Here is a 23,246-nt window from a genome sequence, read left to right as displayed (position 1 = left end):
TCTCAATCGTTCAGGTTTATCATTGGCTGAATTACTTATGTCCCAGCCTCTTGTTTTTTTTATGAACGTAAGCTTGCTTTAAATTGTTCTTCAACAACTTTTAATACATTAGCATGAGCTGCTGATACTTCTTCATCCGTAAGCGTGCGCTCTGGATCTAGATAGCGTAAAGAGAAAGCGACAGACTTTTTGCCTTCTTCCATTCTTTCACCATCATATAAGTCAAACACCGCAACTTCTTTCAATAGTTCTCCACCAGCTTCATAAATCGCTGTTTGAAGTTCTCCTGCTAATACTTCTTTATCCACAACAAGAGCAATATCTCTTGTGATTGATGGGAAGCGAGGAATTGCAGAATAGCGAACTTCTTCTACTTTCGCCGCAAAGATTGCTTTTAAGTTTAGCTCAAATACGTACGTTTCGCGAAGACCATATTGTTTTTGCGTCACTGGATGAAGCTGACCAACATACCCAGCTTCTTGACCATTTAATACAACTGCCGCTGTACGTCCAGGGTGCATGCCTTCTTGATTTGTAGGCTTATATTCAATGTGATTATCAAGACCTAATGCTGATAATAATCCTTCTACAACGCCTTTAGCCACATAGAAATCAGCTGCTTTCTTTTCACCTTGCCAGCTGTGAGAATGCCATAAGCCTGTGATTGCTCCCGCTACTCGCTCTTCTTCTATTGGTAGCTGACCTTCTTCAGTTCCCAAAAACACTGAACCTGTTTCATATAGCGCAATTGAGTCTGTTTGACGAGCGTTATTGTGTTTAACAGCTTCAAGTAAGTGTGGTACTAAGCTTTGACGAAGAACGCTGCGGTCTTCACTCATTGGCATCGCTAAACGAACTGTTGATGCAGTATTTAATGCAAACTGTGTTGCTTTCTCTGCACTTGTTAATGAGTATGTTGTTGTTTGAGCTAATCCAGCGCCTTCTAAGAAACGGCGTACTTTACGACGCTTTAGCTGATAATCAGATAAACGGCCTGGCGTTGCTACAGTCACAGGAAGAGTTGTTGGTAAGTGGTCGTACCCATACATACGAGCTACTTCTTCCACAATATCTTCTTCAATTGTAATATCACCGCGACGCGTTGGAACGGTTACGATAATGGCATCGCCTTCCACTTTGCTTTCGAACTGAAGACGATTCATGATTTCTTGAACTTCAGCCATTTCTAGCTCTGTACCAAGAACATAATTGATGCGCTCAAGCGTTACAGATACAACAGCTGGTTCAATTGTCATTTCATCAAATTCAACTGTTCCTGAAACAATTTCTCCACCCGCATAAGCAGCCATTAGTTCAGCAGCACGATCAGCTGCTATACGTGTGCGGCTTGGGTCGATTCCTTTTTCAAAACGTGCACTTGCTTCACTACGAAGACCGTGCTCTTTCGATGTTTGGCGCACAGATAACCCGCGGAAGTAAGCAGATTCAATTAACACATTTACTGTGTCATCTTGGACTTCAGAATTCGCTCCTCCCATTACACCGGCTAAAGCGATTGGGTCTTTACCATTTGTAATGACAAGCTGGTTCTCTTTTAGTACACGTTTTTGATCATCGAGAGTTACAATTTCTTCGCCTTCTTGTGCATGACGAACAACAACTTCTTTGGAGCCAAGACGATCATAATCAAACGCATGAAGTGGTTGACCGTATTCAAGTAAAATGTAGTTTGTAATATCAACTACGTTATTGTGTGGTCGAATCCCAGCTGCCATCAAGCGCGTTTGCATCCATAGCGGTGACGGCGCAATTTTAACATTTTTCACCATACGTGCTACGTATAAAGGGTTATCTTCTTTTGCTTCTACTGCAACTGAAATGTAATCCGATGCTTTTTCTTCCGTCTCTTGAAACTCAACCTCTGGGTATTTTACTTCACGATTTAAGATTGCTGCTACTTCATGAGCTACCCCTAGCATGCTTAAACAGTCTGAACGATTTGGCGTTAAGCCAAGTTCTAATACTTCATCATGCAAATTCAATGCTTCTAAAGCATCTGCTCCAACTTCAGCATCGCTTGGGAATACAAAGATTCCTTCTTGGTAATCTTTTGCGACAAGCTTGCTTTCAATTCCAAGCTCTTGAAGAGAACAAATCATGCCGTTTGATTCTTCACCGCGAAGCTTAGCACGCTTAATTTTAAAATTGCCTGGTAATACAGCGCCTACTTTAGCTACCGCTACCTTTTGACCTTGTGCTACGTTTGGAGCACCACAAACGATTTGAACCGTTTCATCCCCAAGGTCAACCTGACAACGACTTAACTTATCTGCGTTTGGATGCTGTTCACATTCTACTACGTGACCGATGACAACACCGCTTACGCCTTTATTTAAATTTTCTACACCTTCAACTTCAATTCCACTTTTTGTGACTTTATCAGCAAGTTCTTCAGCTTTTACTCCTGATAAATCTACATATTCTTGCAACCAACGATATGATACAAACATGTTAGTCCCTCCTTTATACTTGTTTGAATTGATTTAAGAAACGAGCATCATTTGTATAGAAATGACGAATATCATCAACGCCGTGCTTTAACATAGCGATACGCTCTACGCCTATTCCAAATGCAAAGCCGCGATATTTTTTAGAGTCATAGCCGGCCATTTCAAGTACATTTGGATGTACCATACCAGCGCCTAAAATTTCAATCCAGCCTGTTTGCTTACAAACATTACAGCCTTTTCCTCCACATTTAGCACATGATACGTCCACTTCAACAGATGGTTCAGTAAACGGGAAAAAGCTTGGACGTAGACGAATTTCACGCTCTGCACCGAACATTTTTTTCACAAATACCTCAAGCGTTCCTTTTAAATCACTCATACGAATATTTTCATCTACAACTAAACCTTCAATTTGCATAAATTGATGTGAATGCGTAGCGTCATCATCATCACGACGATATACTTTACCAGGACAAATGATTTTGATTGGACCTTTCCCTTCATTTCCATTCATTACGCGGGCTTGTACTGTTGATGTATGAGTACGTAATAACGTTTCTTCAGTAATATAGAACGTATCCTGCATATCACGTGCTGGGTGACCCTTTGGTAAATTTAACGCTTCGAAGTTGTAGTAATCTTGCTCCACTTCAGGTCCTTCAGCTACTTCATAGCCCATGCCTAAAAACAAATCTTCAACCTCTTCAATTACGCTTGTTAGCGGATGATGTGTACCGACTTTAACTGGTCGACCAGGAAGTGTCACATCGATTGTTTCTGAAGCTAGTTTACGGTTGATTTCTTCTGCTTCTAGCGCCGCTTGCTTTTCTTCAATCTTTGAAGCGATTGCTTCGCGCACTTCATTTGCAAGTGCTCCCATTACAGGACGCTCTTCAGCAGATAATTTCCCCATTCCGCGAAGTACTTCTGTAATTGGTCCTTTTTTTCCTAAATAAGCTACACGTACATCATTCAATGCTTTTAAATCTTTTGAGTCATCAATTTTAACAATCGCTTCTTGTTGCAGCTCTTGTAAACGCTCTTTCATTGAATAATCCTCCTTTTGTTTTAAAAAATTGCAAATAAAAAAAACCTCTCCCAAAAAGGGACGAGGTTTAATCGCGTTACCACCCTTGTTAACCATGCATCTGCACAGTTCACTTCATTAACGTTAACGGAATATCCGGAACACCTTTACATCAAAAATGATGGTCCAAGTGTCAACTCAAGAGGTGAATTCACTTATTGCGCTTATAAAAATGCTTTCAGTCACGGCATTTTCTCCCTGAATAACGCTACATAAGCTACTGCTCTCTATCACTGCTTTTCGCATATTTAGCTATTGTATTATTATAGTGAAAACGGCTAGCCGTTGCAACTACATTCCACGTAAATAGTACATTAAAATTGCTGATGCAATTGCTACATTTAACGATTCACTCTTTCCAAATATCGGTATATATAGGTTATGGTCCGTTTCATTCAGCACCGCTGAGCTTACACCTTGCCCTTCGTTACCAACAATCAGAGCAAAAGCTTCTGGCTTTTCAACTTCCGTGTACACAGAAGCATTTTGTAATGATGTACCATACACGCTAACTCCACATTCCTTTAGTTCTTTAATCGCACTAATTAAGTCTTTCTTAATAACAGGCAAGTTAAAGATTGCACCTTGAGTCGAACGGATGACTTTACTGTTATAAACATCTACACAACCTGCTCCAATAATGACTGCATCGATTCCAGCAGCTTCTGCTGTACGAATAATGGTTCCTACGTTACCTGGATCTTGGACGGCATCTAACAGCACTAATCGACGCGCTGTCTGTAAGACGGATGATGATTGGTTTTGGTAACAAACGGCTGCAATTCCCTGAGGGGTTTCTGTATCAGCAATTGCTTTAATAACAGCAGGCGTCACCACAATCATCTCAACCGTATCAACATTCCAATGCGATGGAATATCAACATTATCAGCAAGAATGAGATACTTAATCATTTCTCTTTGGTTTAAAGCTTCTTCGACAAGATGAAAGCCTTCCACCAAAAATAAACCTTGATTATCGCGCTCTTTTTTTGTATGTAATTTTTTCCATAGTTTAACCTGTGGGTTCTTCACGGAATCAATTCGCTTCACCAAACATAACTCCTCTATTTATCAATTTCAGTTACGATACATAAATTGAATGTGACATACACAAACTATTTTTGATTTTACTATCTATAGTTGAGGTGATCACGATGAATCTTAATTTACGAAATGCTATTATATCAAATGTTTCAGGTAATTCTCAAGAAGAACTTGAAGCAACGATTATGGATGCTATCAAAAGCGGTGAAGAAAAAATGCTTCCAGGTCTAGGTGTACTTTTCGAAGTACTATGGGAAAACTCGCCTAAAAGTGAAAAAGAAGAAATTTTAACAACACTTGAAAATAGCTTAAAGTAAGTACAAAAGGTGCATTCAAATTGAGTGCACCTTTTGTTTTATTCAAACGTAATTTTATTAACCGTTTCACGATCAAGTTTTTTAATAACTTCTGTAATTAACTTCACCGCATTTTCATAATCATCGCGATGTAACATTGCGGCATGTGAATGAATATAGCGAGTTGCAATTGTAATAGATAGTGCAGGTACGCCGTTAGCTGAAATATGAATAGCTCCTGAATCAGTACCACCGCCTGATAACGCATCAAACTGATATGGGATGTTCATTTCATCTGCTACATCTGTTACAAAGTCACGTAGACCCTTGTGAGAAACCATTGATGCATCATATAAAATGATTTGTGGACCGTCACCCATTTTTGATGCTGCTTCTTTTTCAGACACTCCTGGCGTATCACCAGCAATACCTACATCTACGCCAAATGCAATATCAGGTTGAATAAGATTGGCTGACGTTTTTGCACCGCGTAAACCAACTTCTTCTTGCGCTGTTCCAACGCCGTATACAACGTTTGGATGCTCTTGACCCTTTAAATTCTTGAGCACATCAATAGCAATAGCACAGCCGATACGGTTATCCCATGCTTTAGCTAAAAGCATTTTTTCGTTATTCATAACGGTAAATTCAAAGTACGGAACAATTTGATCGCCAGGCTTTACGCCCCATTCCATTGCTTCTTCACGACTAGATGCACCGATATCAATAAACATATCCTTAATCTCAACCGTCTTCTTACGTACTTCAGCAGGTAAAATATGAGGAGGTTTAGAGCCGATAACTCCTGTAATATCGCCTTTGCGCGTTACAATTGTAACACGTTGCGCTAGCATAACTTGCGACCACCAGCCACCTACAGTTTGAAAACGAATGAAGCCTTTATCATCAATTTGAGTGACCATAAAGCCAACTTCATCTAAATGACCTGCAACCATAATTTTAGGGCCTTTTTCATCACCAACTTTTTTGGCAATAAGGCTTCCAAGTCCGTCTGTTGAAATGCTATCAGCATAAGATTCAATATATTTTTTCATCACTTCTCTTGGTTCGCGTTCGTTTCCAGGAATACCTTTTGCATCAGTTAAGTCTTTTAACATTTGTAATGTTTCATCTAACTTTTTCATTTATCCATACCCCTTTCATATGTATATCTTTTATTATATAAGAAAGTATTTTCAGAGGAAATGTTTTCTTCTTAATACCCTTCGTCTTGACGCTTAAAGTTCACTTCATTTTTCATAATATAAGCCGTTTTCACTTCCTCAGCTGCGAAGCCAAGAATTTCTCCAAGACCCATGTATGAAGAGAATGATTCTATGTACTGTTCTTGATCTACGCTTCCTTTTAATTGTGTGAGCAAAGAGAACACATGTAAAAATTGTTCTGTTGCAGTTTCTTTGTCCGCTTTAACCGGAAGTTCTTCAATTGAATCAAATCCCCATTCAATTCCTAAAGATAATAAGAAGTGAACACCGTCTACGAACTCTTCTAAAATAACCTTTTTATCTGCCGACGGTTTTAGGCTCCAAAATTTGAAACAACGCGTTTCATTAGCCAGCTCGCCTAATTCTACTAATAAAGCAAGAAGTTTGCGGGAAACCAAGTCTTCGTTTTGAAGCTTATGATTTGTTTCAATATGTTGATCTAGCTGGCGCTGCATGTTAAATAAAGACTGTAACTTCATATCTAATCTCTCCTAAAATAAAATAAATATTAATATAAAATTAAAAATAAATGAAACCTTTTTGCCCTTTATACGTACTGTTAGGAAACAACCCTCGGCAAGGAGGCGATATCGCTTTGATTGTGCTCTTAATGCGACTATTAGTAATTGCTTTATTAGTCTATTTCGTTCTTTTTATTATACGATATGTTCGAAATCCAAAACGAAAATTAATGCAAGCCAAAGAGCAAAATGAATTTTACGTGGTGGATGAAGCAGAAAATGTTCGTAAAAATTTGGAGTTAACGTATAAAGGTGTTTTGTTTGAAGGCGAAAAATATATAAATGAACAAATTTTTTCTATTACTATGTTATTAAAAAATCCTGACCAGCTCAATGATTTAACTCATGAGGATATCAGATTGGTGTCTGCTAAGGTATCAACTTTATACCCAAAAGCCATTATTAGCTGGAAAAGTCCCGTACGAGAGTTTTTAAAGAACGAGCCACAAAAGCAATAGCTTTTGGGCTTTTTTATTGAGAAAGCTTTTGATAAACAGTGTGCTTACTTCTTGTTGAAGAAGGCCTCTCTGCTTAGTGTGATTTCCATTCCAGATTGTTCCCTTTCCTCAGGGCGAGCGGCCGACCCTCCTTGTATACTGTGAGGTCTCACCTGACTCGCTAGTCCTGCTGGAGTATCACATCTTTCATTTCAATCACGGGGCTTTTGGATAGGGAAGCCTTTTGATGAAATTACTCTCTTGAAGGAATTTTAAAAACGCTCTCCACTTTGCATATTCAGTTCCATTAACCTCTACGTTTGAAACGTTTTCTTCTAACTCATAGATAAGGAGCCTACTACTACATCTATCTAAAACAATAACCTTAAAAATAAAAGCAAGATATTTGTTCATGGCTTCTCCCATTTCATTTTTCAAATTATTCATCTACATATAGATTAGCAATAATGCCAAATGAACAACCACCAAAGCAGGCAGACCGAAACGAAAGCTTGCGTGCTTTGTTTTGTGACGATAAAGATTCATGCCAATGGTTGCACCTAGAGCTCCTCCGATAATGGCAATCGTCCAAAGTGTTTGCTCTTTGATTCTCCATTCATTTCGCTGAGCTCTTTTTTTGTCTGCATTCATTACATATAAGCCTATAAGGTTGATAAGTATCGCGTATATCATTAAAAACAAAGATAATCCCTCCAATAAACAAAAAAGCCTTGCTACCTAGTGGTAACAAGACTTTTTAGCAGAAATTACTTCTCTAAGCCTTTTTTAGCAGCTGCTGCTAATTCAGCAAATGCTTTTTCGTCAGCTACAGCTAATTCAGCAAGCATTTTACGGTTAACTTCAATACCTGCTAATTTTAATCCGTGCATTAAACGGCTGTAAGAAAGACCATTCATACGAGCTGCTGCATTGATACGTGTAATCCATAATTTACGGAAATCACGTTTTTTCTGACGACGGTCACGATAAGCATACATGTATGATTTCATTACTTGCTGATTAGCAACTTTGTATAATCTATGCTTTGAACCGAAGAAACCTTTGGCTAATTTTAAAACTTTTTTACGACGTTTGCGTGTTACTGTACCGCCTTTTACGCGTGGCATAATTGTTACCTCCTGTTATGTTTCTATCTCAACCCAAATTACTTAATGTTATCTAATAAGTGACGAATACGTTTGAAGTCACCTTTGCTTACTAAAGAACCTTTACGTAATTTACGTTTTTGTTTAGTAGATTTGTTAGCGAATAAGTGACTAGTGTAAGCACGAGCACGCTTTAACTTACCGCTTCCAGTTTTTTTGAAACGCTTTGCAGCGCCACGATGTGTTTTCATTTTTGGCATGGGGTGTTCCTCCTCGTTCTATTACTTTTCGTTTTTAGGTGCAAGCACTAGGAACATGCTGCGTCCTTCCATTTTTGGAGCTGATTCAACTGAACTAACATCAGCGCAAGCCTCTGAAAAACGATCAAGTACTTTTTGTCCAATTCCTTTATGAGTAATAGCACGACCCTTAAAACGAATTGACGCTTTTACTTTATCACCTTTTTCAAGGAACTTACGTGCGTTACGAAGTTTTGTGTTAAAATCATGCTCATCGATTGTTGGGCTTAAACGAACTTCCTTTAAGTTAACAACCTTTTGGTTTTTACGAGCTTCTCTTTCTTTACGCTGTTGCTCGTAGCGGAACTTACCGTAGTCCATAATACGACATACAGGTGGTTTCGCGTTTGCAGCAACCATTACTAAGTCAAGATTTGCTCGTGCAGCAATATCAAGTGCTTCATTTTTTGATTTAATTCCTAATTGCTCACCGTTTTGATCAATTAGACGAACTTCGCGAGCTCGAATGCCCTCGTTTACCATCATGTCCTTGCTAATAAGTAGCCACCTCCAAGGTTTAATGAATGAATACGCTTGTGTAGATATTGGTATACACACAAAAAAGCGTGAGTACACAATGCACCCACACTACTATCGTTAAAAGTAAATACGATGTCAACCTGCTAACTGCTCTATACGCGTCAATCAGGTGAGAAGCGGGTGCTTCTTCTTCTGCACAAACAAGTATTCAATTACTTAAGCTATTATAGTATCAACAAAGACAAAAGTCAATGATTTCGTTCTTTATTTAACAACAAAAATCATTTTACCAAAGGAAAAACATTTATGCAACATTTTTTTTACTTTTTTTAAAAAGGAAAGCAGAGAAGTTGCCCTCTCCGCTTTTTCATTAGCGAGTAATTTCTACTTTTAATCCTGCTAAGAACTGTTCAAAATCAACAGTTTCTGAATTTTGCTCACCGTATTTACGAACATTAACCGCTTTTTCTTCTACTTCTTTATCTCCCACTACTAGCATGTAAGGAATTTTTTGCATTTGAGCTTCACGAATTTTATAGCCAATTTTCTCTTCACGTGAATCTAGTTCCACACGTACGCCAGCTAACTGAAGTTTCTCTTGAACTTCTTTTGCATAGTCTAGGTGAACAGTTGGCGATACTGGAATCACTTGAACTTGAACAGGTGCTAACCATGTTGGGAATGCCCCTTTGTATTCTTCAATTAAGAAAGCAACAAAGCGCTCCATTGTTGATACGACACCTCGGTGAATAACAACCGGACGATGCTGTTTTCCATCTTCACCGATATATGTTAGATCAAAACGCTCTGGCAATAAGAAGTCCAGCTGCACTGTTGAAAGAGTTTCTTCCTTTCCAAGAGCCGTTTTAACTTGAACGTCTAGCTTCGGACCGTAGAATGCTGCTTCACCCTCTGCTTCGTAATAGTCTAAGCCAAGCTCATCCATCGCGTCTTTTAACATGGTTTGTGCTTTTTCCCACATTGCATCATCATCAAAGTATTTCTCTGTATCTTCTGGATCACGATACGATAAGCGGAACGAGTAATTTTCAAAGCCAAAGTCTTTGTATACAGCTTCTACTAAGCGAACCACACGAATTAATTCGTCTTTAATTTGGTCTGGACGAACAAAGATATGTGCATCATTTAGCGTCATACCGCGAACACGCTGAAGACCTGCAAGTGCACCTGACATTTCATAGCGGTGCATCGTACCTAGCTCTGCAATACGAATTGGTAATTCACGATAGCTGTGGATATCATTTTTATATACCATCATATGGTGTGGACAGTTCATTGGACGAAGAACTAAATCTTCATTATCCATTTCCATTGCTGGGAACATACCGTCTTGATAGTGATCCCAGTGACCTGATGTTTTATATAGCTCTACGCTACCTAGGACTGGTGTATACACATGTTGATAACCTAGCGCAACCTCTTTATCCACAATGTAGCGCTCAATAACGCGACGAATTGTTGCACCTTTTGGTAACCATAATGGAAGACCTTGTCCAACTTTTTGTGAGTTTGTGAATAAGTTAAGCTCTTTACCAATTTTACGGTGATCACGCTCTTTCGCTTCTTCTAATAAACGTAAGTGCTCATCTAAATCTGCTTTTTTGAAGAATGCCGTGCCATAAATGCGCTGCAACATTTGATTGTTGCTATCTCCACGCCAGTAAGCACCTGCAATATTTAACAGTTTAAACTCTTTAATTTTTCCTGTTGATGGAACGTGGACACCTCGGCAAAGATCAAAGAATTCTCCTTGGTGATAAATCGTTACAGTCTCACCTGCTGGAATAGCATCGATAAGCTCTAACTTTAATTCATCTCCAACTTCTTTATAAAGCTCAATTGCTTCTTCACGAGACACTTCGCGACGCTCAATATCAATATTGGCGTTTACAATCTTCTTCATTTCTTTTTCAATTTCAATTAGATCGTCAGGTGTAATGGAATGCTCCATATCAATGTCATAATAAAATCCATTCTCAATAACTGGTCCTACACCAAGCTGGACCTTTTGATCTTTAAAAACACGCTTAATTGCTTGAGCCATTAAGTGCGCCGTGCTGTGACGCATAATCTCAAGTGCTTCACCTGAATCTTGTGTGATGATTTCAAGCTGACCGTCTGCATGGATTGGTGTACGCAAATCTAAAAGCTCACCGTTTACTTTACCCGCAATTGATTTTTTCTTTAGCCCTGGGCTAATTGATGATGCAATTTGTTCTGTCGTTGTACCTTTAGGATACTCTTTTACTGCTCCATCTGGAAATGTCATTGAAATAACTTCTGACATGTGATTCAACTCCTTATTTATCTCAATATAATCTTGCATAAACTGGTTATTTACGCAAATAAAAAAACTCATCCCTTAATAAGGGACGAGTTGTGTATACACGTGGTACCACCCTTGTTTCTGTCTTTTTGCTTAACAAGGCACAATGAAAGACAGCTCGAGGTTTGATAACGGAAATTCCGTCAGTAATTACTAAAGTAAAATACTTGTTTACTACTGAAGTTTAGAGGTGGTAAGGATATAAATCGTGTTAAGAATCTTTCAGCCACGGATTCTCTCTCTAATAAACCGTAAATATAAACTCATGTCCTCATCATTACTTATCGCTGATTAAAATTTTTACAATATGAGCCTATTATATTCATTTTTAAAATAGAAATCAACCTCTCAAGTCAGATTCTCTTTTTTTAAAAATGCCGCTTCTTGTTTTGTGCATATGACCACTCGTTCTTGAAAAAGATTTTGAATAGTATAAATGAAATCATGTGTATTCTCACGATCACTATAAATATAAATATGCTGCGGAGATAGTGTAATGAGAGGCGCTATAACGGATGGGTCTATGTATAACGACTCATTCTTTTTCATAAATTCTTCAGCCAGATGTTGACGCTGATTCACTGTTAGCAATCCAAAGTTTTCATCATAGAGTTGAAATTCGTTCTCTTGTGAATGCACAACATGTACAGCTTCGCAACTTGCTTCCTCCGTTAAAATAACTTGTCGCAGCTGTTCAACAAACATTTGATATTCATATTCTAGTTTATATTCATCAATAGCGATTTCTAAATAGTACTGTAAGCGAGAGCGATAGTTCTTTAATCGAAACTGGAGAAAAGACTCAAATGTAAACGTAACGTTGTTAACCAGAAAATCTTGAAGCGCTTCTCTAATTAATAAATCTTTAGGCATCGGAAAGTCACGTTTAGGTACGTCAACTTTCTCACCTTCTACAATATGATAGACCATGTCTATCATAAGCTGTAGCTCTTGTTCATCCGTATAGAAAAATTTCTGTTTCAAAATCTCACTTAAAATCGTCTCTTCTTTCTGCTCTAATATAAAGTCTGTCAATACTGGGATTAGCATATCGTGTACAATTTCGTCTCGATTATATGTCACGTCAATTACTAGAAGCTGACTGTTCACAAGTTTAAAGCATTGCGGAGCATATGATAAAGCGCTTCGTTTCGCGCATAGCGACCTGTAAATACCAATTGCTTCTTTCTCATACTTAAAGAAAATTCTCACTAATGTTAGCCCCCTTTTGGACACGCTTTATTTATATATATGGGGCAACATGAAAAAAAATGAGCAAGTCCTTACATGAAATGTAAAAGAACTGCTCATTTATTACGTTTATTTTCACCTTCTACCTTTACAGGAGTGGCTAACGTCTTAATTCGTTCCATAATGCGGGCAGCTTTCAGCTCTTCTTCCTCGCCTTTTTGCGTATACGTTAAATGGTGCTTCATCTGCTGAAAATTTAGGTTTGACGTAAAGAAAGTAGGTAAATTTTCTAACATTCGAAATTGAAGAATGGTACCCAATACATCGTCGCGCATCCAGCTTGTTACGGATTCTGCTCCCAAATCATCTAACATTAGGACGGGCACTTTTTTTACGTATTCAATCTTCTCGTTAAAGGTTTTATCTTGAAAAGATCCTTTAAGCTCACGTAAGAATTCAGGAACATATACAATCGTTGATTTTACTTTCTTTTCAGCTAAAGCATTAGCAATGGCACCTAAAAAGTATGTTTTTCCAACACCGAACGATCCATGTAGATAAAGAGCTTTCATCTTCTTATTAGGTTCATACTCCCTGACAAAATCTCGTACTAACTTGATTGCTTCAAGCCTTCCTTGCTCAATTTCAATATCTGACATGGAAGCACCTAAAATATCTTTCGGTACATAAAGACACTGGATAAATGATTCTTGCTCTTTGCGTTCATCTTCAGTTACTTTTCGAGGGCAGCGCTCATAGGTCACATCAATGTTTTTACCATCAATTACAAGCTTTGGCTGATAACCTTTAATCATATTAACGCAGCTTTGCAGGGATGGACAGTCTTGACACTCTTTGCTTTGTCCTTTAAATTCATGCATCTTAATGAGACCTCGTTCTACAATACCTTCATCCAATTGATCTCGATTCTTCCTTAAGAAATCTTGGACATTACGATCAGAAAGCACTTCTGATTTTAACGTTTCAAATCGTTCCTTGAAACCTTGATTATTTGCTAGTTTGTTTAGCGAATCATTGATTGACTTCACCCCATCACCTCTCCTTTCCATTCATTAATCTTCACGATTTTTCTTTAAATCTAAATCAAGCTGTTTTAACTCTTCTTCAAGTTTCCGCTTTTCTTCTTCAAAGTCTAAATCTTCTTTTTGACTTTGAGGTTTCTTTTTCTCTTCAGACTCTTCTTTCAACCAATCTGGCACCATCTCTTTACGAACCGTTCTTTGTTTCTTCGTCGCCGTTTGCTTAGATTCAGCCCAGTTTTGGTATTCTTTATGCTCATTTTTCGCAATGACCATCGCTTCTTCCACTGTTTTTACCTTTTTACGAGCCCAGTGTCCTGCAATTTTATCCACATATGCTTTTGATAACTTCATATCCGTTCTTAGCATGACATAATAAATGAGTACATTAGCAACACCTGGAGAAAGGTTTTGATGAAACATAACGTCTTCAACCATTTGTAAATCTGCTTTAGAAGGCGTTGCTCCACCGGACAAGTCCGTCAGTAGCTGTCTTGGAGACGTCACTTCTAACTGCTTAATTAACTTCTCTTCTTGAGAAGTTGGCTCTCTATGTTCCATAGTTCGCAATAACGGCGGCTGAATTTGTTCACTTAAGTTAGGTAGCGCTTCTCCATTTTCAAACTGATAATGGTTTCTAGCAGCTTTTCGAAGCAGCTCAATATCTACTTGATCATTTTCGTTCAACGCGTCCAAGACCACATTCTTCATTTGCAGAGCATCAATTTGATATAAAAATGCTAGCTTTTCAATTGCTAACCTCACCTTGGCTGTAATTGCTTTTTTCGAAATCATAGACTCAGTTAACCCTGTCAAAAATAAATCAAAGTCAAAGCCAGCATCCTTAATTGTTATACTAGCTCTTTGTGAATTATCCACATAGTCCAGATCTCCACTTGGTTTGAAGACATCTTGGTTCTCTCGTTGTAAACTTGACGTGAGCTCTGTCGTTTGTACTGACTTATACACATCATTAAATGAACGAGTAACGTCTTTAAACTCACTGTGGTCCACAGCTGGATCCATAAAATATCGTCTAATTTTTTGAAATACATTTTTACCTAATCGATTGTATAAGTAGACGTTTAAAACACCATCATCAAAAAACTGCTGTGGTGTTAATGGTGGAATTAACTCATAAATATAAACTCTTCCCCCGTCCTCTTCTTTCATATAGGTTTTTAATAAGCCAATACCTTCAAGCTTTAATCGCTCCTGATAAATGGATTTCAAGTTCATTTGCATAACGGCCATTAGGTGATGATGCGTTACTTCTGTTCCCCATAAGCGTCCTTGTTCTAGTTCACTCCATAACGTCATATATAAGCCATAGCACACGGTTCCAATTAACGGTTGATATAGAGTTGTTAACACTTTTCGATCATATTCTTGAATAACGCCGCTCGTTCTCACAACATAACGGTCAACTGGAATGATTTCTTTCCAATGTTGCTCATTCATCATCATTACCTACCCAATTCTAAAATAGCAAAAAAGAGCTAAAAAATCTCTTTAATAGCTCTTTTATAATTTTTCCTTCTTAATTAACTCCTTTAGTTCATCAATAAATACATTAATGTCTTTAAATTGACGATAAACAGAAGCAAAGCGTACATACGATACTTCATCGATAGCAGCTAGTCTTTCCATTACCATTTCCCCAACAACGTCTGACTGCACTTCCGATGCACCTTGACTGCGCAGTTCAGATTCAATATCATGTACAGTATCTTCTAATTGTTTTAAGCTAACTTGCCTTTTCTCACATGCCTTTATTAAACCGCGTAAAATTTTCTCTTTGCTAAACTCTTCACGCGCCCCATCTTTTTTCACTACAATTAAAGGTGGCTCTTCTACTTTTTCAAATGTTGTATAACGATAGTGACAACTTTCGCATTCACGCCGTCTGCGAATTGAACGACCTTCTTCAACAGGCCGTGAGTCTAACACTCTCGTTCCATTATACTGACAGGAAGGACATTTCATCTTCTCAACTCCAATAAATAACCTTTTATATTTGTATAAACTAAGCAGCTTGTACGAACTAACCACTTATGTACGTTAGAAATTCAAAATAAAAATTCACTTTCTTTTCATATTATAGAAAACAAAGCTTGAATACAAGTGAAGGAGAATGAATTCTGAAATTTTATTTCCTAAAACATTTGTTTTCCAATAGATAAAGGCGCTACACAGCTTTATTTGTTTAATACACTTTATTTCCCTTACTTAATAGCAATCAGATGTTGGTCAAAATATTTATAAAAAAAGATGATTAATTCTTTACTATAACCAAAATCGAATGGCATTACTTTTGATTCCGTTGTAACCGAAAAATCGATAGCGGTTTCAAAAGGTCGTAATGAAATAATCGTAATAACAACAAACGCCTTTCTCCCCTTTGACACGTTTAAGCTAATCTCTCCACGCTCTTCATAAGCGGCTAAAATTTCTACTCCATTCATATTCTTCAATAAATTTTGCACCTGAGTAAATGTTTGAGAGGCTGTTGATTTGTAGTAATGTGTTTGTAACTTTGGATTTTCGTGGTGGTCCCTAGTTTCAGAATGATTCGAAAAAACTGACTTTACTTTTTGAATAATCCCCATGTTGTGTAGACTCCTTTTTATCAAAATAATCGCTATAGCTACTAAAGATACCCTAGCTGCTTTCTTTATTATAATGGATAAACGGTATTTTTGTATCTAAAAAGGACTGTCTATAAATGGCGAGTCCAATTTATAGAGCAGTCCCTAATTGTTCTTAGCTTTGTTTTATACTATTAAAGTACACTTGCTTTCGTTTGCTTTACTTGTACAGGACCCATTCCACGCGGTACTTCAATTGTCTCACGTGTTTGAGCATTTAGTTCATCTGCAATATAGTCAGCAGCAATTGTTGGATCTAAGTCTCCACATGTGTATACATCGATGCTTGCATACCCATGCTCTGGAAAGCTGTGGATAGTTAAATGTGATTCTGAAATAATAACAACCCCACTTACGCCCTGAGGTGCAAATTTATGAAACGCAACCTCACGAACTTCCGCTCCAGTTTTTAGTGCTGCATCTACAAACGTTTTTTCAATATAATCCATATCATTCAACTTATCGAAATCACAACCCCATAATTCTGAGATAACGTGACGACCCATTGTTTCCATAATGATATTTCCCCCTTTAACAATTTTTAATCGTTAAATATGAAATTCTTTCGCCATATAGCATGTTAACTACCACGGGGGAAAGTTAGTCCAGAGAGGTCCTAACCCTTTAAGTAGATACATAACCGAAAGGTACACAAGAAGTTCACGAAACATAGTATACTTTGTTTAGACTCATTTTGCAACACGTGATTTTATTTAAATTTGCAATCCGTAGCTAGACTCGATTTATTCTCTGCCCCACCACTTTTTAAGACCCCTCATTTATTAGTTCCCTATCTCAGTTAGAACAAACAATGAATTCAAATACAATAAGCGAGGCATGATTGCCTCGCTTATTTATCCAACCTTTAGCTTTGAATTTTGAATCATCTCTGCTGTAATATATTTTACTAAATCGACTACTCTTTGTGAGTATCCCCATTCGTTATCGTACCACGCTAATACTTTAATTTTATGTTCATCCATGACCATGGTTGATAAGCCGTCAATGATTGCTGAATTGGGGTTTGTATTGAAATCAATTGATACTAACGGTTCTGTTGTAAATGCCAGTATTCCTTGTAGTGGACCTTCTGCGGATTGAATAAACGCTTTATTCACCGCTTCTTTTGTTACCGCTTTCCTAACATCAACAACGAGGTCTACAAGCGATACATTTGGCGTTGGAACTCGCAGCGCCATACCATGTAATTTCCCACTGAGATGAGGAAGCACAAGTGATAATGCTTTGGCAGCCCCAGTTGTTGTAGGAATAATGGACTGACCGCATGCGCGCGCGCGTCGTAAATCTTTATGTGGGTTATCAATATTTTTTTGGTCGTTCGTATATGCGTGAACCGTTGTCATTAAACCGTTCTCAATAGTAAAAGCCTCGTCTAATACCTTGACAACAGGCGCTAGGCAGTTTGTCGTACAAGATGCATTTGAGATAATGTGATGCTTATGCACATCCAGCACCTTTTCATTTACTCCCATTACAATTGTGACATCTTCATCTTTACCAGGTGCCGTTAAGACAACTTTTTGAGCACCAGCCTCAATATGTAACTGCGCTTTTTCTCTAGAATTAAATTTTCCAGTTGCTTCAATTACTAAATCAATTTGTAATTGTTTCCATGGTAATAAGAGTGGGTCTCGCGAGTCAAGTAGCTGAATTCTTTTACCATTTACAATCAACGCATCTGTTTCACAGATAACTTCTCCAGCAAATGGACCATGAATGGAGTCATATTTGATTAAATGCGCTAAAGTTTCTGCAGGATAGCTTGCATTAATTGCAACAATATCTAATTTTTCCTCTTCAATCGCTGTTCGAAAAACCATTCTTCCAATTCTCCCAAAACCATTAATTGCAATTCGTGCTTTCATGGTTATTCCCCCTAACAAATATGTTATACTAATTAACTTTTTATACAAAATAGTATAACATAAATAATTTTAAAATGAAGAATTATTGCACATTATTTTGTTGTCTTATTCTACATATATTAAAAAAAGCTGGAAAGAATGACTTCTCTCCAACTCAATTTGTTAATTTTGATACAAGTTTTATAACTTGCTCTTTTGTTTCATCTATACTTCCATTGTTATCAATAATAAAATCTGCCATCTTTGCCTTTTCAGTTAAAGGCAGTTGAGACTTAATTCTCGCTAATGCATCTTCTTTAGAGAGGTTATTTCTTTTTTGTAGTCTCTCAAGCTGCACAAGTTCATTTACATGGACAACAATAACTTGGTCTACTAGATACGTTAATTTGCTTTCAAACAAAAGTGGAATATCCAACACAACTAGCTGATATTGCTCAGCAATCAATTGTTCTTTTTGCTTTAACATTTCACTTCGAACTTCCGGGTGTACAATTGAATTAAGCTTTTGACGCTCCTGTTCGTTATGAAAGATAATCTGACCAAGAGCAGCACGATTAATTTCTAGATCTTCTTGTAAAATCTCTTTTCCAAATGCCTCAACAATCTTACTATAAGCGACTCTACCGTTCTGAACGACTTCTTTTGCAATCTGATCAGCATCGATTACCGGTATATTCATTTCACGGAATATCGCTGAGACCGTACTTTTTCCACTAGCGATTCCACCCGTTAAACCAACAACAATCGTCATAATGTTCTCCCTTTTACTTCTTATAATCTCAATATTCCCATTAAAATCAATACAACACCTGGTACAAATGAAAACATCCTCATCCAAGCTAGTTTAGAAAACCATTTTCCAATTTGAATTCCTAATGTAAGGAAAATAAAGCTCATTGCCGCTACTGCGATGGCCAATATGACTGGCGAATAACCTAATAAAGCTGCTGCTATTCCAGCTCCAAATGCATCCAATGATAACGCGATACCTAAAATTAACGCTTCAACTCCCGTAATAGAGCCTGATTTATCTAAATCTGCTGTCGTCGGCTTTTTCAAAATATTAATGACCAAGCCAATGGATTTTATTTCTACTTTAAAAATGATTTTTTCTTCCAGCTTTGCTGTTTCCTCTTCTTCAGGACGAAAAAATTGATACAAAATCCACATGCCCAACAATACAAAAATAATGCCACCAATGGTGTCAAGCGCAGCCGGAGAAAATAAATGCGTAATCATTTTGCCGACAAACATCGCAAGCGTTAATGTAAACGCGGAACAACAAGCAATAATTAAAATTGATTTAAACGGAATTTTAAGTTTTCGCAATCCGTATGTTAATCCTACGCTGAAGCTATCTAGGCTTACTGCAAAAGCTACTAGTATTAAAGAAAGTGAAATCATCTTAAAGAGCTCCTTCCATTTCATCTATCTAAAGTATATGAAAGGAGCCCATCCATTGTTATTATTCTTCAAGCTTCTGGCAACTTGGACAAATATGCGTACCTCTTCCCGCTACTACATATTTCTTAATCGGAGTGCCACATACAACACAAGGTTCGTCTTTTTTACCATAAACATAAAGCTGAAGCTGAAACATCCCCATCTCTCCTTGAGTATTTACGTAGGATCGAATGGTACTTCCACCTTTTTCAACCGCTTCCTGTAGAGTTGCTACGATTTCTTTATGCAAACGGTCCAACTCCTCATCGGTGAGCTGGCTTGCTACACGCTCAGGATGTATACGAGCTCGGAAAAGCGCTTCATCCACATAGATATTCCCAAGCCCAACGACCACTTGTTGGTCTAATAAAACCGCCTTAATTTTTCGACTCGTTCGACCGATTCGGTTTTTTAGAACTTCCGCTGTAAACAGTTCTTCAAAAGGCTCCGGACCCAGTGTACTTAGAGGTGGTGAGAGCTCTTCTTCTCCTGGTTGAAATAAATGCATGGTCCCAAATTTTCGTACATCTTTATACCTTAACTGCGTACCATCCTTAAACAGAAAAATAACATGTGTATGCTTATCAATTGGTTCATCCTTCTCAGCAAGAGCATACTTACCTTCCATTCGGAGGTGAGAAACTAATACGTAGTTATCTAAAATGATTTTTAGAAATTTCCCTCGACGGTGTACATCTTGAATCGTCTGTCCCTTTAGTGCATCACAAAACTGTTCAACTTCAACTGGTCGCTTAATGATATTTGGCCATGTTACTTTTACTTCATCAATTGTTTTTCCTTTTACTAAATGAATGAGCGTGCGGCGAACCGTTTCAACTTCTGGTAATTCGGGCACCTTATCCACCTCTCTTTGCTAATTCATTGTTGTTTACTTAGCGTCAAACCAAGTAGCACCATACGAGTAATCTACTTTTAAAGGTACATCTAATTTTAGTGCACTTTCCATCACCTCTGGAACAATACGCTCAAGAATTTCAATTTCATGTTTTGGCGCTTCAAAGATAAGCTCATCATGTACTTGAAGAAGAAGCTTTGTTTCTAATTTCTCTTCTTTTAATCGCTTTGCCATTTCAATCATTGCTTTTTTGATAATATCAGCAGCTGTTCCTTGAATAGGTGTGTTCATAGCCGTTCTCTCAGCAAAGCTTCTCAGATTAAAGTTGCGACTTGTAATCTCTGGCAGATAGCGACGACGATGCAATAAAGTTGTTACGTATCCCGCTTCTTTTGCTTGGCGTACAATATCCGCCATATATTCTTGAACACCAGGAAAGCTTTCCAGGTAGCGCTCAATGAACTTTGCCGCTTCTTTTCGCGTAATCCCGAGGTTCTGTGATAACCCATAGTCACTAATACCATACACGATTCCGAAGTTAACCGCTTTTGCTTGACGCCTCATATTAGACGTCACGTCCTCTTTTGCTACATGGAACACGTCCATAGCCGTTTTTGTATGGATATCGAGATCTTCTGTAAATGCCTCAATTAGTTTTTCATCAGCTGCAATATGCGCTAAAACGCGTAGCTCGATTTGAGAATAGTCAGCAGCAAAGATTACCCAACCTTTCTTTGACGGGACAAAAGCTGAACGTATTTTTTTCCCTTCTTCTAAGCGTATTGGAATATTTTGCAGGTTCGGATCAACTGAGCTTAAGCGCCCTGTTTGCGTTAGAGTTTGATTAAAACGCGTATGAACTTTCTGATCGGAATGGATGACTTTCTTTAGCCCTTCCACATATGTGGACTGGAGCTTGCCAAGCTGACGGTATTCTAAAATTTCTTGGATAATGTCATGCTTATCAGCTAACTGCTCCAACACGTCTGCGGAAGTAGAATAGCCTGTTTTTGTCTTTTTGATAACAGGGAGCTCAAGCTTTTCAAACAAAATAACGCCTAACTGCTTCGTTGAATTAATGTTAAATTCTTCTCCAGCATAACTATAAATAGTAGCTTCTAATTCCTTCAGACGTTCATGAATGGTTTTCCCTAATTCATCTAAGCGGTTATGGTCAATTTTCACTCCTTGATATTCCATATCAGCTAATACAAATGACAGGGGCATTTCGAGCTGTTCATATAAGTCATACTGCTCATTTTCTTTTAGCTCGGCTAGCAGCTTTTCTTTTAAAAATTGAAGAGCCGCTGCTTTTCTAGCAACATGTTCTGCTAATTCTCCTACTTCAGGTACTGATTTTTTTGCCCCTTTTCCGTATACCACTTCATCAGAGCTCACTTGCGTATATCCTTTTAGCTTAGCAATTGTAGCTAGATCATCGTTGGCTTCAGCAGGATTTAAGATGTAAGAAGCAATCATAATGTCCTGTTCAATTCCTTTAATCTCATAGCCTTCCCATCGCATTGAAACGACCATTCTTTTTCCATCAAATACAGTCTTTTTCATTGATTGATCCTGTAACCAGTTCACAAATTCAGAGGACCCTAAAGCTACTGATTTTCCAATGAAAAAATGGCCATTTTCATTGCTAATACCAAAACCTAGCAGCTGATCATGGTGATAGTTTTCTTCATATCCTTCCACAACAAGCGCAGCATCGTTTGTTAATATCTCGTTGTCTACACTGTTCACTATCTTGTATTCAAGCTCTTCAAAAGAGCTACTTTCCTCTGAATCGCCACCAAATTTATCTAAAAGAGAATTAAAGCCAAGTTCTTTAAATAGTGCTACAAGCTTTTCACTGTTTTCACCTTGATACGCAACAGCTTCCAAGCTCACTTCAATAGGTGCGTTTGTGTCGATTGTAGCAAGCTCTTTACTCATGAGTGCCTGCTCTTTGTTATCTGATAGCTTTTCTTTTAATTTTTTACCACTCACTTGATCGATTGATTCTAAGACGTTTTCAACTGTTCCAAACTCTTTTAATAATTTCAGAGCCGTCTTTTCTCCAACTCCAGGAACACCTGGAATATTATCAGAAGAGTCACCCATAAGTCCCTTCATATCAATAATTTGCATAGCTTTAATGCCATACTTCTCATCGATTAAAGCTGGCGTATAGGCATCAACATCTGTAATACCTTTTCGCGTGATACCTACTGTTATGTGTTCTGAAACAAGCTGAAGTAAATCTTTGTCACCTGAAATTACTTTCACCTCAAAGTTCTCTTTTTCAGCTTGCTTTGCTAATGTACCAATAATGTCATCGGCTTCGTAATTCTCTAGCTCATAGCGCTTTATTCCATAGGCATCTAGCAGGTCTCGAATAAATGGAAATTGCTCTGATAGCTCAGGAGGCGTTTTTTGCCTTCCACCTTTATACTCTGTAAATGTTTTATGACGAAAAGTTGTTTTACCAGCATCAAATGCTACAAGAAGATGTGTTGGTTTCTCTTCTTCTAAAATGCGCATTAACATCGTTGTAAATCCGTAAATTGCGTTTGTATGTATACCTTTATCGTTATTCAGTAAAGGCAGAGCAAAAAATGCACGATATGCGATACTATTGCCGTCTATTAATACTAATTTCTTGGACATGAATAATCCTCCATTTCAAAAAAAGAACGTTTATTCTATTTTATCAAAAGTTTCCTCTCAACAACAAAAACTAATCTATCTAATTACAGTTAGTTTTTTACCAGAAACTAGTTTCATGCATAATTCGAACTAAGAATGCGCCCTAATTATAAATGATATAAACAAAAAAGGCATTATCCTTTATAGAATAATACCTTTGTCTTATGTTAT

At 37.7% G+C, this 23,246-nt stretch carries 24 protein-coding genes and 2 other annotated features; of the genes, 2 read left to right on the top strand and 22 right to left on the bottom strand.

The annotated features are described in order from the left end of the window. Positions 1-59: 59 nt before the first annotated feature. The 3 genes from pheT to AS180_RS12160 all read right to left on the bottom strand — a co-directional run bounded on the left by pheT (position 60) and on the right by AS180_RS12160 (position 4,608). On the bottom strand, positions 60-2,471 hold the full coding sequence (gene pheT, locus AS180_RS12170; RefSeq protein ID WP_062686868.1) for a phenylalanine--tRNA ligase subunit beta: 2,412 nt from the start codon (positions 2,469-2,471) through the stop codon (positions 60-62). A gap of 13 nt (positions 2,472-2,484) precedes the next feature. Continuing rightward, a complete protein-coding gene (gene pheS / locus AS180_RS12165) occupies positions 2,485-3,519 on the bottom strand; it encodes a phenylalanine--tRNA ligase subunit alpha (protein ID WP_025907194.1) in 1,035 nt (344 codons plus the stop codon). 53 nt (positions 3,520-3,572) lie between these two features. Further along, positions 3,573-3,801, bottom strand: a binding site (T-box leader). A gap of 48 nt (positions 3,802-3,849) precedes the next feature. Next, positions 3,850-4,608 carry a TrmH family RNA methyltransferase gene (locus tag AS180_RS12160; RefSeq protein WP_025907196.1) on the bottom strand — a complete coding sequence of 253 codons (759 nt, stop codon included), beginning with the start codon at positions 4,606-4,608 and terminating at the stop codon, positions 3,850-3,852. A 104-nt stretch (positions 4,609-4,712) separates the two neighbouring features. Here AS180_RS12160 and sspI point away from each other — a divergent pair, with 104 nt between their 5' ends. After that, positions 4,713-4,919, top strand: coding sequence for a small acid-soluble spore protein SspI (gene sspI, locus AS180_RS12155; RefSeq protein ID WP_025907199.1), 207 nt, complete (start codon positions 4,713-4,715; stop codon positions 4,917-4,919). 38 nt (positions 4,920-4,957) lie between these two features. Here the strand turns inward: sspI and AS180_RS12150 are convergent, their stop codons facing one another. Next, the gene (locus AS180_RS12150) at positions 4,958-6,043 is read right to left on the bottom strand and encodes a M42 family metallopeptidase (protein WP_025907201.1); all 1,086 of its coding nucleotides are present in this window, start codon (positions 6,041-6,043) and stop codon (positions 4,958-4,960) included. 71 nt (positions 6,044-6,114) lie between these two features. Then, on the bottom strand, positions 6,115-6,603 hold the full coding sequence (locus AS180_RS12145; protein ID WP_025907203.1) for a dUTP diphosphatase: 489 nt from the start codon (positions 6,601-6,603) through the stop codon (positions 6,115-6,117). Positions 6,604-6,725: 122 nt separating this feature from the next. On the opposite strand from AS180_RS12145, the gene AS180_RS12140 reads away from it, so the two are divergent. Next, entirely contained in the window at positions 6,726-7,103 is a 378-nt protein-coding gene (locus tag AS180_RS12140; protein ID WP_225001589.1) for a hypothetical protein, read from the top strand. A 195-nt stretch (positions 7,104-7,298) separates the two neighbouring features. On the opposite strand, the gene AS180_RS12135 is transcribed toward AS180_RS12140, so the two are convergent. The 17 genes from AS180_RS12135 to polA form a co-directional block, all read right to left on the bottom strand. Continuing rightward, positions 7,299-7,529, bottom strand: coding sequence for a hypothetical protein (locus tag AS180_RS12135; RefSeq protein WP_035319771.1), 231 nt, complete (start codon positions 7,527-7,529; stop codon positions 7,299-7,301). Next, entirely contained in the window at positions 7,530-7,784 is a 255-nt protein-coding gene (locus AS180_RS12130) for a DUF1294 domain-containing protein (RefSeq protein WP_025907207.1), read from the bottom strand. It abuts the gene before it with no gap. 65 nt (positions 7,785-7,849) lie between these two features. Beyond that, complete coding sequence (gene rplT / locus AS180_RS12125; protein WP_025907209.1) at positions 7,850-8,209, bottom strand: 50S ribosomal protein L20; 360 nt, start codon at positions 8,207-8,209, stop codon at positions 7,850-7,852. A gap of 38 nt (positions 8,210-8,247) precedes the next feature. Continuing rightward, the gene (gene rpmI / locus AS180_RS12120) at positions 8,248-8,448 is read right to left on the bottom strand and encodes a 50S ribosomal protein L35 (protein ID WP_013059426.1); all 201 of its coding nucleotides are present in this window, start codon (positions 8,446-8,448) and stop codon (positions 8,248-8,250) included. 21 nt (positions 8,449-8,469) lie between these two features. Then, positions 8,470-8,973, bottom strand: a complete 504-nt coding sequence (gene infC / locus AS180_RS12115; RefSeq protein ID WP_025907220.1) for a translation initiation factor IF-3 — start codon at positions 8,971-8,973, stop codon at positions 8,470-8,472. Between the two features lie 66 nt (positions 8,974-9,039). Next, positions 9,040-9,165 (bottom strand) — a sequence feature (ribosomal protein L20 leader region). Positions 9,166-9,337: 172 nt separating this feature from the next. Then, positions 9,338-11,275 (bottom strand): threonine--tRNA ligase, encoded by a 1,938-nt coding sequence (gene thrS / locus AS180_RS12110; RefSeq protein WP_025907221.1) that lies wholly within the window; start codon positions 11,273-11,275, stop codon positions 9,338-9,340. 387 nt (positions 11,276-11,662) lie between these two features. Continuing rightward, a complete protein-coding gene (gene ytxC / locus AS180_RS12105; RefSeq protein ID WP_025907222.1) occupies positions 11,663-12,526 on the bottom strand; it encodes a sporulation protein YtxC in 864 nt (287 codons plus the stop codon). 95 nt (positions 12,527-12,621) lie between these two features. Beyond that, positions 12,622-13,554: a primosomal protein DnaI gene (gene dnaI / locus AS180_RS12100; RefSeq protein WP_025907224.1), complete on the bottom strand. Its 933-nt coding sequence runs from the start codon at positions 13,552-13,554 to the stop codon at positions 12,622-12,624. A gap of 24 nt (positions 13,555-13,578) precedes the next feature. Further along, positions 13,579-15,006 (bottom strand): replication initiation and membrane attachment family protein, encoded by a 1,428-nt coding sequence (locus AS180_RS12095; RefSeq protein WP_025907226.1) that lies wholly within the window; start codon positions 15,004-15,006, stop codon positions 13,579-13,581. A gap of 63 nt (positions 15,007-15,069) precedes the next feature. Continuing rightward, a complete protein-coding gene (gene nrdR / locus AS180_RS12090; protein ID WP_025907227.1) occupies positions 15,070-15,531 on the bottom strand; it encodes a transcriptional regulator NrdR in 462 nt (153 codons plus the stop codon). 239 nt (positions 15,532-15,770) lie between these two features. Continuing rightward, positions 15,771-16,154, bottom strand: coding sequence for a hypothetical protein (locus tag AS180_RS12085; protein ID WP_025907228.1), 384 nt, complete (start codon positions 16,152-16,154; stop codon positions 15,771-15,773). 173 nt (positions 16,155-16,327) lie between these two features. Next, positions 16,328-16,708, bottom strand: coding sequence for an adenosylmethionine decarboxylase (gene speD / locus AS180_RS12080; RefSeq protein ID WP_062686867.1), 381 nt, complete (start codon positions 16,706-16,708; stop codon positions 16,328-16,330). A gap of 339 nt (positions 16,709-17,047) precedes the next feature. Next, on the bottom strand, positions 17,048-18,079 hold the full coding sequence (locus AS180_RS12075; RefSeq protein WP_025907232.1) for a glyceraldehyde-3-phosphate dehydrogenase: 1,032 nt from the start codon (positions 18,077-18,079) through the stop codon (positions 17,048-17,050). Positions 18,080-18,233: 154 nt separating this feature from the next. Further along, positions 18,234-18,830, bottom strand: a complete 597-nt coding sequence (gene coaE / locus AS180_RS12070; RefSeq protein ID WP_025907234.1) for a dephospho-CoA kinase — start codon at positions 18,828-18,830, stop codon at positions 18,234-18,236. Positions 18,831-18,850: 20 nt separating this feature from the next. Beyond that, complete coding sequence (gene ytaF, locus AS180_RS12065; protein WP_025907237.1) at positions 18,851-19,483, bottom strand: sporulation membrane protein YtaF; 633 nt, start codon at positions 19,481-19,483, stop codon at positions 18,851-18,853. Between the two features lie 61 nt (positions 19,484-19,544). After that, positions 19,545-20,378: a DNA-formamidopyrimidine glycosylase gene (gene mutM, locus AS180_RS12060; protein WP_025907239.1), complete on the bottom strand. Its 834-nt coding sequence runs from the start codon at positions 20,376-20,378 to the stop codon at positions 19,545-19,547. Positions 20,379-20,411: 33 nt separating this feature from the next. Then, the gene (gene polA / locus AS180_RS12055; RefSeq protein WP_025907241.1) at positions 20,412-23,036 is read right to left on the bottom strand and encodes a DNA polymerase I; all 2,625 of its coding nucleotides are present in this window, start codon (positions 23,034-23,036) and stop codon (positions 20,412-20,414) included. Positions 23,037-23,246 lie beyond the last annotated feature (210 nt).

Source organism: Priestia veravalensis (genome assembly GCF_001457055.1).
GTDB classification, from domain to species: Bacteria; Bacillota; Bacilli; order Bacillales; family Bacillaceae_H; genus Priestia; species Priestia flexa.
Note: the sequence above shows the minus strand (reverse complement) of the source record. Positions and strands in the feature narration are given on the sequence as shown.